This is a genomic window from Escherichia sp. MAL-1 (assembly GCF_052948035.1).
On the sequence record NZ_CM129609.1, the window covers coordinates 3,144,172 to 3,159,197 of the forward strand.

At 52.8% G+C, this 15,026-nt stretch carries 12 protein-coding genes; 1 reads left to right on the plus strand and 11 read right to left on the minus strand.

The annotated features are described in order from the left end of the window. Window positions 1-86: 86 nt before the first annotated feature. The 7 genes from gloC to cmoM form a co-directional block, all read right to left on the minus strand. The gene (gloC, locus tag ACU8XX_RS15740; RefSeq protein WP_001109486.1) at window positions 87-734 is read right to left on the minus strand and encodes a hydroxyacylglutathione hydrolase GloC; all 648 of its coding nucleotides are present in this window, start codon (window positions 732-734) and stop codon (window positions 87-89) included. 26 nt (window positions 735-760) lie between these two features. Continuing rightward, window positions 761-1,309, minus strand: coding sequence for a YcbK family protein (locus ACU8XX_RS15745; protein ID WP_001295932.1), 549 nt, complete (start codon window positions 1,307-1,309; stop codon window positions 761-763). Between the two features lie 180 nt (window positions 1,310-1,489). After that, window positions 1,490-3,337, minus strand: coding sequence for a L,D-transpeptidase (gene ldtD, locus ACU8XX_RS15750; RefSeq protein ID WP_000925985.1), 1,848 nt, complete (start codon window positions 3,335-3,337; stop codon window positions 1,490-1,492). Window positions 3,338-3,597: 260 nt separating this feature from the next. Continuing rightward, the gene (mukB, locus tag ACU8XX_RS15755; RefSeq protein WP_000572670.1) at window positions 3,598-8,058 is read right to left on the minus strand and encodes a chromosome partition protein MukB; all 4,461 of its coding nucleotides are present in this window, start codon (window positions 8,056-8,058) and stop codon (window positions 3,598-3,600) included. Continuing rightward, window positions 8,058-8,762: a chromosome partition protein MukE gene (gene mukE / locus ACU8XX_RS15760; RefSeq protein ID WP_001295347.1), complete on the minus strand. Its 705-nt coding sequence runs from the start codon at window positions 8,760-8,762 to the stop codon at window positions 8,058-8,060. Before mukE ends, mukB begins: the two co-directional genes overlap by 1 nt. Further along, on the minus strand, window positions 8,743-10,065 hold the full coding sequence (gene mukF / locus ACU8XX_RS15765) for a chromosome partition protein MukF (protein WP_001288850.1): 1,323 nt from the start codon (window positions 10,063-10,065) through the stop codon (window positions 8,743-8,745). The genes mukE and mukF overlap by 20 nt, the downstream gene beginning before the upstream one ends. After that, a complete protein-coding gene (gene cmoM / locus ACU8XX_RS15770) occupies window positions 10,062-10,847 on the minus strand; it encodes a tRNA uridine 5-oxyacetic acid(34) methyltransferase CmoM (protein WP_001298300.1) in 786 nt (261 codons plus the stop codon). Before cmoM ends, mukF begins: the two co-directional genes overlap by 4 nt. A gap of 135 nt (window positions 10,848-10,982) precedes the next feature. On the opposite strand from cmoM, the gene elyC reads away from it, so the two are divergent. Further along, complete coding sequence (gene elyC / locus ACU8XX_RS15775; RefSeq protein ID WP_000899600.1) at window positions 10,983-11,762, plus strand: envelope biogenesis factor ElyC; 780 nt, start codon at window positions 10,983-10,985, stop codon at window positions 11,760-11,762. Here the strand turns inward: elyC and ACU8XX_RS15780 are convergent. The 4 genes from ACU8XX_RS15780 to ycaQ form a co-directional block, all read right to left on the minus strand. Further along, window positions 11,739-12,632, minus strand: coding sequence for a YcbJ family phosphotransferase (locus tag ACU8XX_RS15780; protein WP_000436922.1), 894 nt, complete (start codon window positions 12,630-12,632; stop codon window positions 11,739-11,741). The genes elyC and ACU8XX_RS15780 overlap by 24 nt on opposite strands. Before the next feature lie 153 nt (window positions 12,633-12,785). Beyond that, complete coding sequence (gene kdsB / locus ACU8XX_RS15785) at window positions 12,786-13,532, minus strand: 3-deoxy-manno-octulosonate cytidylyltransferase (RefSeq protein WP_000011603.1); 747 nt, start codon at window positions 13,530-13,532, stop codon at window positions 12,786-12,788. Beyond that, on the minus strand, window positions 13,529-13,711 hold the full coding sequence (gene ycaR, locus ACU8XX_RS15790; protein ID WP_000350058.1) for a protein YcaR: 183 nt from the start codon (window positions 13,709-13,711) through the stop codon (window positions 13,529-13,531). The genes kdsB and ycaR overlap by 4 nt, the downstream gene beginning before the upstream one ends. 51 nt (window positions 13,712-13,762) lie before the next feature. Beyond that, entirely contained in the window at window positions 13,763-14,995 is a 1,233-nt protein-coding gene (gene ycaQ / locus ACU8XX_RS15795) for a crosslink repair DNA glycosylase YcaQ (protein WP_000056538.1), read from the minus strand. Between the last annotated feature and the right edge of the window lie 31 nt (window positions 14,996-15,026).

Here is a 15,026-nt window from a genome sequence, read left to right on the forward strand (position 1 = left end):
AAGGCGCTCGTGCCGCATCCGGCATAAACAAAGCGCACTTTGCCAGAAATCCAGGCCCGCATTAAAAGCGGGCTTTTTTATGTGCCTTACCAGACGGGCATTTCGTCTTGCAGGAAGGGATTATGCAGGCGTTCATAACCAAGTGTGGATAATGGTCCGTGACCCGGAATAAATATCACGTCATCCCCCAGTGGCAGCAATTTATCTTTGATTGAAGAAATCAGTTGATTATGATCGCCACGCGGGAAGTCACTGCGCCCTACTCCGCCTTTGAAAATAACATCGCCAGAAATCAGCAGCTTTGCCCGATCATCAAAAAACACTACATGACCCGGCGTATGCCCAGGGCAATGTAACACCTGTAAAGTCACATTCCCTATGCTGATGGTATCGCCTTCGTTCAGCCAACGATCTGGCGTCAGCGGCTGGCACTCTTCCAGACCAAACATACGACTTTGCGCAGGCAAGCCTTGCAGCCAGAACTCATCTTCTTTTTCCGGGCCAAAAACTGGCACGCCGTAATGTTGCGCCAGTTCCGCCGCTGCGCCAACGTGGTCCAGATGACCATGCGTCAGCAGGATCTGCATCAGTGTCAGGCCGCTGTCATCAACTTCCTGTTTGATTTTTTCCGCATCGCCGCCAGGATCGACCAGTGCGGCCAGACGGGTTTGTTCACACCAGATTAATGAACAGTTCTGGGAGAATGCGGTGACCGGAATAATACGATAGTTCATACTGCCCCTGTTTCGTTAAGCGATTGCTACCAGTGCCGTGCTGGCCCGGTATCAATATGCACAAAGTTACTACGTGGGTAATATCCTACACCACCTGCGCGCATAGATAACGCGGCTTTGCGAATATTGCTTAACGCGATACCTTCAATATGGAAATCCATCGCCTGGCCTTTAGTGTGATAGCTTTTCTTCGCTACTCCACGGCTGCGGGCGCGTAGTTCATTGTTGGTATCAATAGAACGATAACCGGAAATGAGTTGCACCGGTTTGCGCGTGCCTAACAACCCTTGCAGGCGATACAACTGGTCGAATAATCCTGGGTCGATGGACTTTATTTTGTTCGCGCGGTAATCGCGGAAAAAATGGTTAAGTTTTGCCAATTCTTCCTGAATATAGCCTCTGCCATCGAAAAACTCCGCTTTGATTGACTCTCCGGTATGAAGATTATTGAGTGTCAAAATGCGCGGGCGTGGGGTAGAGAGTGTTGCAAACGCAGGGGTCGGCAGGATGGCGGCACCGAGTGCAACGCCACCAAGCGCCAGCAATTTGCGGCGATTAGCGTCGAATTTGTCCATGATAATCAAGTCTACAGGTCAATGTTATCGTTTATATGCACTTCTGGCGCACAAGAGGCACCTTAACCGCCCGTAAAGCAGACGTCAAGATGACTCAACCCCAGCAGTGACGGGGGCTGCAGAGAATCGCCCCCAATCATGCTAATTATTACGACAACTGATTTCCCCGAACTACTTCATTTACCTGATTAATTGTTCCGCTTTCGATACGATTTGCGAGCTGGATCGCGCAGGCAGATCATAATTGTAAATATCTGTACGATACTGGGTACGACCATCTGCACCAACAAAGGCCGTCAGGTAGTAGAGATTCACCGGAATCGACTGCCGAATATTGACGTAACGTGTATCACCCTGCTTCAGCGCATCAGAAATACGTTTGTCATTCCAGCCTGCATCCTGCAACAGCATATTCGCCAGATCGGAAGCTTTATTCACTCGTACACAGCCTGAGCTCAATGCGCGTGTATCACGCTTGAACAGATTGTGGTTCGGCGTGTCATGCAAATAAATGGCCTCTGAACTCGGCATATTGAATTTATAGCGCCCCAGCGAGTTCCGTGGGCCTGGAGCCTGCTGGAAGCGGAACGGTAAATTCGAGGCCGTGATTGTAGACCAGTCAACCTGCCATGGGTCAATCGCTTCTCTGCTGTTCCAGCCGCGCATCACCGTATAGCCATGGCTTTCGAGATATCCCGGATCGTTGCGCACTTTTGGCAGAATATCTTTGCGTGCCAGAGTTGGAGGTACGTTCCACGGCGGGTTTACCACTACGTTGTTAAGGGCACTGCTCATCATCGGCGTTTTGCGATCGGGGCGACCGACAATGACTCGCGAATCCAGCACCTGATTGCCGTTCTGATAGTAGACCAGCGAATAGGCCGGAATGTTAACCATGATCCCGGTAGAAAGCTCTGTTGGCAGCAAGCGCAATCGCTGGATGTTGAGAGCCAACACGCCAGCACGCTGGGCGGGCGTTACGTTTAACCAGTCACGTGTTGCCGGGCCAATAGCACCATCTGCCCCCAATCCTTGCCATGCCTGAAAACGTTTAACGGCTTCCACCAGTTCATTATCGTAGGCGGCGCGAACGGCAGGCGCAGGTTTACTACGAGACGTCGTTTGCTTATCCATCGGCTTAGTTTCTGCTGTTTCAACAGTAACAGCGGATGGGCTGACTACCGCGTCAGTTGGCGTGTCATCGCCAGGTAGAGTAATTTTCGGCCCCCCGTCCAACATGCCTGTGCGTTGCAATATTTCGCGCAACGCCGGTACGTCGTTACTCCACTGCCCTGGGCGCAACGTTGCTTTGCCGGTCAGTTGGGGCCACGGTTTGGTGTCACAGAGTAAGGCCAGTAACGATTCATGCATCGCCGCATATTGCGGATGCTGCGGTGCCAGTCCTGCAACAAACGTAGGCAATTGACCTTTATCCAGCGCCAGCTGCCATTGGTTAATCACCGAGAGCGGCGGCGTTGCAAGTGCATAAGGTTTACTGCTATATAGCCAGCGAGTGCCTTTGACCGGAATATTTGCAATGAAATGGAGATAGCCCATCATCGCATCAGAGAGCACCACGTCGCGTGCCATCCCGTTAACACCAGGATCGGTCAGTAACTCTACCCATTTATTAAACTGCGGCTGGAAACCGGCAATCGCCACCTCTGCCAGCTGTTGCTGGAAGGCTTTAACAGCATCACGGTTTTCCCACATGGGTTGCATATCGCGTGCGGCATACAACAGTTGAAGCTGGTTAAGATAAACCGGCTTGTAACCTGCGGGTAATTGAGATTCGATTTGCGTGCGGGCTTTTTCTGCCGCACCTTCAGGCAATGGCTGGATCCCCGCCATTATTGCCGTGGCTTGCGCCTGCGGCAGTGCCTCGCCCTGTTCACTGACAGCCACCGGGCTGTCGCCAGGGATTACTTCAGGCTCATCGGCCTGCGCATTGAACAGTGGAGCGAATGTTACGGCCAGGCACAAACTGATTGCCGACAGCCGACGACCACACATCATATTAAGCAACATCCCTTGCCCCCTGTTTTTATCATACTCTGAATAGCCAGGCTGTTATTTTACGACTTGCCTGTACAACGCCAATACTCACGAAAGTATGACGAGCAAGCCTGTTACTCATCAGGCTTATCTTCAGTATATAAACGCCGATACGTTTTTACATAACCTAATGTAAAGAAGTTTAAAGAAAAGCGCGCCGTAATGTGCCACTTTTTTAGTGCAGAAACGGAGTTTTCGGAAAAAGAAAAGGCGGCATTGCTGCCGCCTTAATTTTAACTCGCCTGAGAAGGCGCTTCGTCAGTTCCTGGAAGCGTTTCAGGGAGTTGCGGCGCAAATCCTCGCAGGCCGACGACATGAACGTGTTCGGTATTCTGGAAGACTTTACGCACCAGTTTATAGGTGGTGCCTTTCTCCGGGCTGATATTTTCCGGCGCTGCGATGATGAGTTGCATTTGCAAACGCTCACACAATTCAAACAGCGTGGCGATAGAACGAGCATCCAGTCGCGCTGCTTCATCGAGGAACAGCAGGCGGCAAGGAGAGATATCTTTACCGCGCAGGCGGCGAGATTCATCTTCCCAGCTTTGTACCACCATCACCAGAATCGACATACCGGTACCAATCGCCTCACCGGTCGACAATGCACCAGACTCTGCGCGCAGCCAGCCATCGGAACCACGGTTAACCTCAACTTCCATTTCCAGATAGTTGCGGTAATCCAGCAGTTCTTCACCGATGGTCTGCGGCGTGCGCTGCCCCATATCAATCTGCGGGTTAAGACGTTGATACAGTTTCGCCAGCGCTTCCGAGAAGGTCAAACGGTTGCTGTTAAACAGATCCTGATGCTGCTCGTGCTGTTCAGAGAGCACATCCAGTAGCATGGCGTGCGTTTCACGCACGTTCACGTTGAGACGCACGCTGTTCACCTGACCAAACGATACGTTCTGCAACCCCTGGTTGAGCATACGGATACGGTTCTGCTCGCGCTGAATGGTTTTGCGAATGATGTTCGCCACGCTGCGGGAACTGATCGCCAGTTTCTGTTCACGGGAGGTTAATTCTTCGGTCAGACGGCTAAGTTCAATCTCCATCTGTTCGATAGCTTCCACCGGATCATCGGTACGAATAATATCCTGACGAATACGTTCACGCAGATGCTGATAAACCGCCACGAAGAACTGAATTTTACGCTCCGGACGTTTCGGATCTTCCGACATGCGCAGCACGTCGCGCAGATGTTCGTTATCCGCCACCGCCAGACGCAGCGCACCTAACGCCTTATCCGACATGGAACGCAAATCATCAGCGGAGAGATAAGCCAGCTCACGACGGTGTAAGCGGCGCTCAACGCCGTTATCTTTCACCATGCGCATCACCGCACACCAGCCCGCTTTGGCGGTCACTACCTGCTCGCGCATCTCAAAGTAATCCCGCTCCAGCTTGCGCAGTTTGCGGGTCAGGTTGTCCATCTCCGCTTCGCAGAAGGTAAGCGCTTTTTCCAGTTGATTGCGGCGTGAACGGTTATTGCTCAGTTGCGCATGCAGCTCGTCACGGCGAATACGCGCCCGCTCTTCTGCCCCGCTATCAGCACGCACGCCGATATCCTGCAATTCACGTTGCAGATCGTTGAGTAGCTCTTTTTTGGTGTCGTAAGAACTTTTCAGCGAAGCCAGCACCTGGTTGTACTGACTCAACTGCGCTGCGTGACCGCGCAACGCTTCGCGAGCGCGGGTACGCTCCGCTTCCGCCTGTTCCAGACGTTCACGCAGTTTTTCGTTGAGATCGCTGTTACCGCTAAGCATTTCTGCCGAGTCAGAATAGCTAAAGTGCGCACGACGCTGCACCACTTCCGTCAGGGCAAACGCCTGCTGACGGGCATCGCGCTGCATCTGCTGAGAGTACGCGTAATCTTCTTTTAACTGTTCGAACTGTTCCGGGTCGCTCTGCAATACCGAAACAATCGGTTCCAGTTTCGCCAGTTGATTGCCAAACTGCTGAACAAAACGCGCGGCTTCCTGGGCTTCATCCAGACGTTCGCGGATTTCATCGACGCGATCCGCCAGGCTGTCATCAGCCAACAGGTTGAGACGCGGCAGAATGCGGTTCAGCGCCGTAACGCCCTCTTTCGCCTGCTCAAACTGAATACGCTGCTGCTGGTTATCATTTTCATGATTACTTAACGCCCGCTCCAGTTCGACGCGACGGCTGTTCAGTTGACGGATTTCTGCTTCCGGGTCAGACTCAAACGCAACCGCCAGATGACTGCCGATAAAGCGGCTGAACGCCTGATGCAGACGCTGAGTTTTCTGTACATCAAAGGAGAGCGTGGCGAAGCGTTCGGAAAGCACTTCACGCTCGGCATGGAGGCTTTCAATACGGCTTTCACGCGCAGCACGACCAAACAGCGGCACTTCCGGGAAACGTGAATAACGCCACTGACGATCGGCGATTTTCACCACTACCGCTTTTTCCAGCTCATCAACGCTGAACACGCTGTCATCGAATGACTGCGGATCTCCTTCGATCAGATAGAGATCTTCCGGGCAATCGGTCAAGCCTTCCAGGTGTTCAGTTACCTGTGACAGATCTGGCACCACGATGGCGTGGCGTGACGGGCCATACAGCGCTGAGAAGTACGGCGCATCTTCCAGGCTAACGTCGTCATAAATTTCTGACAGCAGCACACCACCAAAACGCTCCGCCAGCGCGTTCAGACGCTGATCTTCAGAGCCGCCAGGCTGGCTTAAACGTTCGATCTCTTCATCGACGGCGTTTTTGCGCGCGCCCACTTCATCGCGTTCAACAATCGCCTCTCGCTCACGCTCCAGCAACTGTTGCAGATATTCGGTGACGTCCTGGCTGGAGGTAAACTCTTCGCCGCACTGTTCGCTCAACTGGTTGAGACTGTTTTGCGCTGCCAGCCAAACCGGCGCACGCTGCATCAAACTCTGAATGCGAGACTGCAGCTGTTCCTGCTCCTGGCGCAGTGCCATGCGCTCTTCACGGGCGTTAGACACGCTATCGGAAAGAGAGGCAATGCGTGCTTCCAGTTCCTGATGCAGGGCTTCCAGTTCGTCGATATCAAAATTCTTGCCCTGACGTTTGCAGAAATCTGCCAGCAGACGCTCAGCTTCTTGCTGCTCGCGTAGACGCTGTTCCAGTTCGCTTAATCGCATCCGCAGCGGCTGAACCTGCTCTGCCAGGTGACGCTGATCGACCCCTTCGCGCAATAGTTCGCGAGCGACATCCCACGCCTCGTTACGCGCCAGTGGGCCGTTGATTGCCACCACCAGCTGATAAGCCTGCTCAAACTGGCTGTGCGCGGTTTGCGCCATGCTCATTTTCTGCTCAAGAGAGAGCATTTTTTCAGTCGCTTCCAGCTCTTTCGCCTGGAAGGTTTCCAGCCATTCGGCGGCGCTGTCGGCGGTTAAGTCCGGCAGATGGCACAGTTCTTTGGCACGATTAAGTGCAGCAATCGCCTGGTTATACTGGATCGCGCGCGTTTGCTGGACGTCCAGCGCCTGCTGGTAGTCAGCAAGCTGGCTTTTCAGCTCGTCCACTTCCAGTTCGGCAGCTTCCGCGCGAGCCTCGTTCTCTTCCTGGCGTTCGATGGCTTCTGCCACCACTTCGTTTTGCTCTTCCAGACGGATCTGCAGCTCATCGAGATCCGCTTCGTAGCGTTCGATCTTCTCCTGCTGACGCAGTGCGGTTTGCACCAGGTTCAGGTGATCGCTGGCCGCCTGATAATCCGCTTCCAGATCGCCTTCGGCACCGTTGTGCTCTGCCAGCTCACGCGCCATATCGACGTGTTTGTACTGCTCAGCCGCCAGTTGCTGACGCGAAGTATGTAACTCGCGACGAAACTCCAGGGCTTTGTCGAGATGGACACGGCGCTCGTTGGCGTGACGCATGTAGTCCGCCGCCACGTAGTTGGTAGCTTCGCTGATCAGATGCTTAAACAGGTCACGGTCCGACTGGGTGACACGAATCGCTTCCAGCGTCATGCGGTTTTCACGCAGCGCCGCTTCCATGTCCTGGAACGCTTTACGCACGCCGCTGTTTTCCGGCAACAGGTAGTCGCGCAGAGAACGGGTAATGGCACTGGAGATCCCGCCATACAGCGAAGCTTCGATCAGACGATAGAATTTGCTACGGTCAGATGCGGAGCGCAGACGACGCGCGATGATGCCCAGATCGAACATCAGCGAGTGGTAATCGGTAATGGAGTTGAACTGTTTAAACTGCACGCCTTCCATCGCCTCGAGCTTGTCTTTCAGCTCGTTAAGCGGCAGCACGCGCGCCTGGCGTTCGTTCAGGGTTTCGGTCACCAGCTGTGTCGGCTGCACCGACATCGGCAGTCCCTGAATGGCAAATGGTTTGATATCCACTTTACGATCGCGTCCGGCAACCTGTTGCAGACGCACACCGACCACCACGCGCTGGTGGCGCGAGTTAATGGTGTCGAGCATCGAATAACAGACACCCGCTTTCAGCTTACCGTGCAGACCTTTATCGCGCGAACCGCTGGTGGCCCCGGCTTCCGTAGTGTTACGGAAATGCAGCAGGGTCAGGTCGGGGATCAGCGCCGTAACGAACGCCGCCATGGTGGTGGATTTACCCGCCCCGTTACCGCCAGAAAGCGTCGTGACCAGCTCGTCAAGGTCAAAAGTTCGGGCAAAAAAGCCGTTCCAGTTAATCAGCGTCAGTGAGCGAAATTTACCGCGTTCAATCATTATTCTTCCTCTCCGCTATCTGGCTGATTCTCTTCGGTTTCATCGTTGAGTTGCAGATGATTTTCAATCGGCATTGCTTCGCCATCACGAATCAGGCGACGCTGTGCTTCACGGGGATCGTCGCCAGCACGCACATCGGCTCCGAAGCGGAACACCGATTCGGTAATGCGAAACTTGCTGCTGTCGTGGCCCATAAACCACACCATGCCTAAACGACGCAGACGGTTGAGCGAAGAACGTACTTTCTCCTGCAACTTCTGACGGTCAACGTCTGAACCGGTTGAACGGTTGTTCACCAGTTTCAGCAGTTTTGCTTCATCGGCCAGGGTGAGCAGTTCGTCGTACAGTTCCTGCTGGGTGAAAATCCCCTCATTCGCCAGCCGTTCCGGGCTGAGATAGAGATAACAGAGGATTTTCCCGACCATCATATCCAGTTCCGACAAGACGGAACGCGGGATAAGAGTGGTGGAACGTGGGCGTAAATAGAAGAACCCTTCCGGTGCGCGAATAAGCTCAACGTTATAACGCGCGTAAAACTCTTCCAGATATTCCTGAAAATCCATTAGGAATGCATGATTATCCAGTTCGTCGAGGCCAATATGGCGGCCTGAACGTAAGGCGCTGTCCAGCGCCGGAAATAACGGATTCGCCAGCGCCTGCGCCAGCTTAACCGGCATCACTTGTTCAATATTTGTCGATGACATGCGCCTGTACCTTGGCTCCGTAATCATTAATCGGCTGCCATTTCGCTGGCAGTCCGGTGAAATCTGCTTGCGCTACGCCAAGACGTACCGCCTGATCAATAACAATACGCGCAACGTCAAAGTGACGTGCACGCGGATACTGTGACAGATATTCGCGTACCACCAGACCAAGATCCAGCGGCACTTGTCTGGTTTTGTACACGGCAAGTTGTTCTTCGATGATCGCCGCCAGCTGTTCGCGGATCTCGTTAAACTCTTCGTATTCCAGATCCTCAGGAAGTTCCCCAGTCACTTCTTCATCGCGCAGTGCCATCTCTTCGTCACGCATATCCAGCAGACGATCGGCATTGGCATAAGTTAGCGCCCACGGCTCATCAAAATAGGTTTGTACCGACTGACGTAACCGCTGAGCAAAGACGCGGTTTTTATCCATATCGATCGCGGTACGAATAAATTTGTGTACGTGGCGGTCGTAGCCAATCCACAAGTCGATGGATTGCTGGCCCCAACTGATAATACGATCGAGTTTGCTCTGCAGATCGAACACCAGACGATCGACGAAATGCAGATCGTCATGGGTCATCGTCGCATCCTGAATGCGCAACAGATTAGCCTGCAATTTGTCGCCTGCCGCTTCCAGCGTATCCTGCAATTCACGCAGCGTTCCGGAAGTTTCCGAAAGCAACAATTCACAGCTGGAAATCGCCGCCCGCCAGTCTTTGTTCAGCAACTGGGCGATATCGTCCTTCACCTGCTGCTGCTGTTCGTCCATCAGACGTTGCGTCAGGTCGATACTGTCGAAAATTTCTGCTACCGAATATTTCAGTGGCGCATAGACATTACGGTGCCAGTGAAATTCATCACCGCCCTCTTCGGCGGCATCTGCTGCGCGTTTGAGCTCACCCGCCACAATCGACAACTGCATAGAAAGACGCAGCGTAGAAAACTCGCGCTGACGGATGTAGTAGTCAGTAATGCCGATGCCGAGCGGCGTCAGACGGTAAATTGCGTTCCCTTCCGCCTGCTCGCTGGTAAAGCGGTTCAGCAGACGTTGACGCACCATGTCGTTGATCGCGTTATTGGCGCGCACGCCGATGGTTTCGCTGGTTTGCTCAAACGCATCACTCACATGGCGGAATGCATCCACCAGCTCGCCTTCACTCATCTCACCATCCAGACGCTCGCCGTTCAGCGTGGCAACCGCCAGCAGAAAAGAGAGTCGGTCTACCGGCAGCGAGATGGAGAAGTCATTTTTTCTGGCCCAGGCAACCAGTTCGGGGACTGTCTGGGAAAATTCACTCATACTTTATCCTTGCTCTGCGGTTTGCGCGCGGTGACATGAATATAACGCCCCAGGGTAATATACGGTTCCTGACGGCAATAACGCGTTTCTAATTCAAGTAATGCTTCATAGCAGTCGCGCTGCTGGTGTTTCTCGCGCAGATAATCATGAAACACGCGAACGCCTGTCTTACCCATAATTTGCCAACCAGCTTCTTCCAGCCACAGATAAACCTGCGCCGGGTCGCGTGGATAATCTGGCGAAAGCGTCCGTTTTTTCTTTTTCGGCATTCCCGCCTGCACGTAATCAAAATTCCCGGCGACCATGTTATGCATCAACAAACCATGCGCATTGTAGAACATTAACGACAACACGCCGCCTGGACGCAACACTGACCACAGGGTCTGCAATACACTGCGGGGATCGGCCACCCACTCGAGCACCGCATGGAACAATATCAGATCAACGGGCGTTTCCAAATGCGAAGCAACATCCTGAGCGGCGCAATGTATAAATTGCATGTTGTCGCTCACACCTTTTGCTTCTGCCGCCTGTTTTGCGCGGTCGATCATCTGCGCAGAAAGATCGCATAAAATGACCTGATGCCCACGCTCGGCCATTTTGATTGCGGTCTGCCCTTCTCCACCGCCAGCATCCAGCACACGCAGTTTTTGCGGGCCCATTTCCGCCAGCACGCGATCGAGATCCTGCCACAGAATAGCCTGTCGAAGCTGCCCTTTGGTGGTGCCGTAAATGTTACGGGAAAACTTTTCCGCAATATCATCAAAATTGCGATCCTGCATTGCTTTCTCCACCGGTTGGCTAAGACGTTTTCTGATAAAGACGCTATTTTGTCACAGCCACGGCGAGAATGAACCCGTCTGGTGTAATATCGCTGGCGATCCCTTGCTATATGGTTAAAAAAGGAACCAGAAAGGATGCTTTTTACACTGAAAAAAGTGATTGGCAATATGTTGCTGCCACTTCCGCTGATGTTGTTGATTATTGGCGCTGGCCTGGCGCTGCTGTGGTTTAGCCGTTTTCAAAAAACCGGGAAGATTTTTATTAGCATTGGGTGGCTGGCACTCTTGTTATTGAGTTTGCAACCGGTAGCCGACCGCCTGCTGCGTCCCATCGAAAGCACCTATCCGACATGGAATAATTCGCAAAAAGTGGACTATATCGTGGTGCTCGGAGGTGGTTATACCTGGAACCCGCAGTGGGCACCGAGCTCTAATTTAATCAATAACAGTCTGCCACGCCTGAATGAAGGTATTCGCTTATGGCGCGAAAATCCGGGATCAAAACTGATCTTCACGGGAGGCGTAGCAAAAACCAATACGGTGAGTACAGCGGAAGTAGGTGCCAGAGTTGCGCAATCGCTGGGCGTGCCGCGCGAGCAAATTATCACCCTGGATTTGCCAAAAGATACCGAAGAAGAAGCTGCGGCAGTGAAACAGGCGATTGGTGACGCCCCTTTCCTGCTGGTGACCTCCGCATCACATCTGCCGCGGGCGATGATCTTTTTTCAGCAGGAAGGGTTAAATCCGCTACCAGCCCCGGCGAATCAGTTGGCCATCGACTCGCCGCTTAACCCGTGGGAACGGGCAATCCCTTCTCCGGTCTGGTTGATGCATAGCGATCGTGTTGGCTATGAAACGCTTGGCCGTATCTGGCAGTGGCTAAAAGGTTCGTCAGGCGAGCCACGGCAAGAGTGATTTTGATGCCAGATCGAAGTTGCGCCGACTAAATCGTCCGGTATTAACCAGTTGCGCAACTTCATCCCATAACACATACAACCAACGCCGCCAGATGAACGACTCCGCCACTGGCGCGCGTTGCAGGTAACTCCAGAGCAAATCTTCCGCCAGAGAATTATCCATTAGTCGGAACAGTTCGTATTCTCGCGGTGCCCAAAGCATTAGTCCCGGCCCGACCATCGCCAGTAACTGATCGCTGCGCGAATCTTTCAACATGCTGCGTAAACAGAAGTTACCGTGAATCAGCACACAATTGTCGTTAAAGCCTTCAAATAATGCCGGGAGACATTCGCGAGTGCGAAACAGGATCCGCTTATCCTGCATCGTCAGACCGGTGTTATTGAACTGATTGAGCGTGGTCCATAGCACTTCAACATGTTGCCGGTACCATGAGGGCCAGAAATTTTCCTGAGTATTGTCGACCGCGCCGACGCAACCGCGACTGTCCTGACGGTGCCAGGCCAGTAAGGCTTCAACGATTTGGTCTTTGAGTTGTTCCCAGCGTTCTGGTGTTCGGGCTGGTGCCTCCACCGAAACACCACGCATCCGCTCCAGTAGCAGGACATCGGGACCGGGGTGTTCTTCATGCGTCATCACACCATAAATAGTCGGCATACGGACAGTCCCACTTCTTGCCAGCATGGTGGTTTTCCATGCCAGTTGTCGGGCTTTTCCGGGCGTACTAAAGCTTCTTGCCATTAACGGCATTGGGTTTCCCTGGCTGTCATACAAAGCCCACAACGCCGTATCCGCTTTTTCATTGACGCACTCAATACGACTGAGTTTTTCGCCCAGTAAATGGCTTAATTCGGCACGCAGCTGTTCCATTCAGATTACCCTCATAAAAGCTACTGCTTTCATAATGAGCGCCAATATAAAAGATGTCACCTGAATGAGATCAATTGTTGAAAAGAAAAATTGAGGAAAATCGTAACGGTACGACACTCCTCCCAAAATTGGCTGAAGTGTCGTGAAGTGAAATTAGCGCATTTCAGCGCGAACGCGCTCAAGATCTTCAGGGGTATCCACACCTGTGCCAGGAACTTCCTGAGCAACAGCAACATGGATTTTTTCGCCGTACCACAGAACACGAAGCTGCTCTAACATTTCGATGTGTTCTAACGGACTTGGCTGCCAGTTGACGTAACGACGGATAAAGCCTGCACGGTAGCCATAAATACCAAGATGACGCAGGAAGTTATCGCCAACGGTTTCAAGGCCTTCTGCAAAACGATCACGATCCCAAGGAATGGTGGCGCGAGAGAAGTACAGTGCATACCCTTCAGCGTCGAGAACCACTTTCACCGCATTTGGGTTAAACGCTTCTTCCGCATTGTGGATTGGCACCGCCAGAGTCGCCATACCCACCTGACGCTGAGCGAGGTTATCAGCAACCTGACGAATGATTGTCGCAGGGATCATCGGTTCATCACCCTGCACATTAACGATCACCGTGTCGTCGCTGAATGCGCATTTTTCGACAACTTCCGCCAGACGTTCTGTTCCTGACTGATGATCGGCGCGCGTCATACATACTTCACCGCCAGCGGCTTCAACGGCGCGGGCAACATCCTCATGATCGGTTGCCACGATGATGCGCTCGGCACCTGATTCACGCGCGCGTTCAAGAACATGAACAATCATGGGTTTGCCGTTAATATCAACCAATGGTTTACCGGGCAGACGCGTGGACGCGTAGCGCGCGGGAATAATGACCACAAAACTCATGATTTACTCTCATCAGCAGTCAGCACGCGGGCTTCCGTTTCCAGCAACACTGGAATGCCATCACGCAGCGGGAAAGCGAGGTTGTCCAGTTTGCAAATAAGCTCTTGTTTTTCCTGGTTATACCAAAGTTTTCCGTTGCAAACCGGGCAGGCAATGATTTCAAGCAGACGATGATCCATAGTTCCTCCAGATGGATCGGGTTATGAATGCATAAATCTTATCATAATCATTTATGCGACGGGGTCTATTTCCCAGCCGGTGCGGCAATCAGTAAAGAGGCCTTGCGGGCAGCATCCTAATGTCACCCGCGTTGCCTGCTGCCAGTTAGCGAAATCAGTAATCGCCTGACGTAGTCCTTTTTGCAGCGTTGTCGTTGGTTTAATACCTTCCTGTAACCACAGAGAGATAACTTCAAGGATGCCTGTCTGGCGATGCATTTTGGCATCCATTCGCCCAACTAATTGCCCACGATGTAATAACGGCAGAACAAAATAGCCATACTGGCGTTTCGGCGCTGGGGTATAGCACTCCAGCCGGTAGCTAAAATCAAAAAGCTGCTCTGCGCGTTTGCGATCCCAGACAACAGGATCAAAAGGCGAAAGTACCGCGCTGTGCGTTGCAGTGAGCTTTCCGGCCAGCGCTCGCTCGAGTAGCGGCAGCAAATCATCATGCAGCCAAAGATTGCCCAATTTTTCAACATGCACAGCAATGATTTGCTGCTGTTCAGCCCTCGCTTCGCGCCACGCCGCCAGTGCCGGACGTTTCAGCCGATAGTAATCTGCCAGCCACTGTTCGCGGAATATTCCCAGGCTACGCGCACTGTTATCCAGCATGATGATTTCTGCTTCTGTTTGCGAAACGAGATCGCGCTCATCATCCCAGTCAGGCATGACACGGTGGGTTAAATCATAAACGCGCTGGAAGTTGCGCCGTTCAATCACCATCACCTTTCCGGCAGTAAATAAACCTTCCAGATGCCGTTTATGCGGCTTCCATTCCCACCAGCCGCTTGCACCTTTACGAGGATGCTCAAAATCGGCTGAACGTACCGGCCCCTTATCATGAATATGCTGAATTAACTGTGCAATTTCCGCCTCATGTTCCTGCATCCAGGCGTCTTTGTATTTCCAGCCCATTTTTTCAGGTGCCAGCATGCGGTGGCGAATAAGACGAAAGTCGCTACGCGGCATAAAGCAGGCTTCATGCGCCCAGTATTCCATTAATTCGCCACGCGCCAGAGACTCATCCAGCCACTGGGCAGGATAATTTCCCAGACGACTGAAAAGCACCAGATATGGACTACGGGCAACAATATTGATGGTATCGATTTGCAGCAAGGACATGCGGGAGATCGTTGCCGGAATATCCTCCAACGACGCTCGACGGCGGGGTTTGTTTAACAGGCCTTGTGCGGCAAGGTGAAGATTACGCGCATCAGCAAGGGAGAGGTGCGGCAGCGACATTCATGACTCCATCAATCGAACGCTGCCGCGG